Genomic DNA, 1086 nt, shown 5'->3' with positions numbered 1-1086 from the left:
CCTGACCTTTCCGGTACGGTGCTGCCCTATGTCTTATTCCGAACTCAGCGTTGAAGAGCGTGCCACCATTCAAGTTAGTCATGCCCAAGGCCTCAGCTTGCGCAGGATTGCCTGCTTGATCAACCGATCCCCTTCGACGGTCAGCCGGGAGATGCGCCGCAATCGAGATGCAGCTGGCAGCTACTCGGCCCGTGTGGCTCAGCAGCGGATGAAGGCCCGCCGCCAGGCTTGTCGGCCCATGCGAAAGCTGCTGCCAGGGAGTGAGCGCTTTGAACTGGTGATCCATATGCTGCGCCAGCGTTTGTCTCCCGAGCAGATTGCCGGCAAGCTGCGCAGTATGAACATACCCAGCCTTAGAGATGCCTACGTCTGTCGCGAGACGATCTACAACGCGATCTATGCCCTGCCCGTCGGTGAGCTGCGCAAGGAGTTGATCCTTTGTTTGCGCCAAGGCAAGACGACACGTAGACCACGCCTTGGCGGTGTGGATCGGCGCGGGCAGATTCCAGAGATGGTCAGCATTCACTTGCGCCCGCCGGAAGTTGAAGACCGGCTGATGCCGGGGCATTGGGAAGGCGACCTTATTAAGGGTAAGGCTAACGCCTCGTCTGTAGGTACGCTGGTGGAGCGCACTAGTGGTTACCTGATGCTGGTGAAGATGAACGACGCGACGGCGACCTCGGCGATGGAGGGCTTCAGCGCCGCCCTCAATAACATGCCGCTGGCGATGCGCAAGAGCATGACCTACGACCAGGGCCGGGAAATGGCACAGCACGCCGAGATCACCCAGAGAACCGGTGTGGCGATCTACTTCTGCGACCCGCACAGCCCTTGGCAGCGCGGCAGCAACGAAAACATTAATGGCCTGATCCGCCAGTACCTGCCCAAGGGCACTGACTTGTCGGTACATAGCCAAGAAGAACTGGATGCCATTGCGTTTCAACTGAACATGCGTCCACGTAAGCGCTTCGATTTCAAATGTCCTATCGAAGTCATGAGCGAAGTGATGCAGAAAGCCTTGGCTATGCAATATGATGCTCCTGCGTCAATTCAATAACCGTGTTGCACTCAGCTCCTGCAACCGCC

The 1086-nt window shown here is 57.9% G+C and carries 1 protein-coding gene; it reads left to right on the top strand.

The window, feature by feature from the left end:
* Positions 1-28 precede the first annotated feature (28 nt).
* Complete coding sequence (locus BLL38_RS29965) at positions 29-1057, top strand: IS30-like element ISPsp4 family transposase (RefSeq protein ID WP_023662037.1); 1029 nt, start codon at positions 29-31, stop codon at positions 1055-1057.
* Positions 1058-1086 lie beyond the last annotated feature (29 nt).

The sequence above is a fragment of the Pseudomonas gessardii genome (genome assembly GCF_001983165.1).
Classification (GTDB): domain Bacteria; phylum Pseudomonadota; class Gammaproteobacteria; order Pseudomonadales; family Pseudomonadaceae; genus Aquipseudomonas; species Aquipseudomonas gessardii.
The sequence above is the reverse complement of the archived record's forward strand: the minus strand, read 5'-3'. Positions and strand labels throughout refer to the sequence as shown.

What these genes read in the sequence shown, in the direction of transcription:
- BLL38_RS29965 (WP_023662037.1), top strand. Translation starts at nt 29, where the DNA reads ATGTCTTATTCCGAACTCAGCGTTGAAGAGCGTGCCACCATTCAAGTT.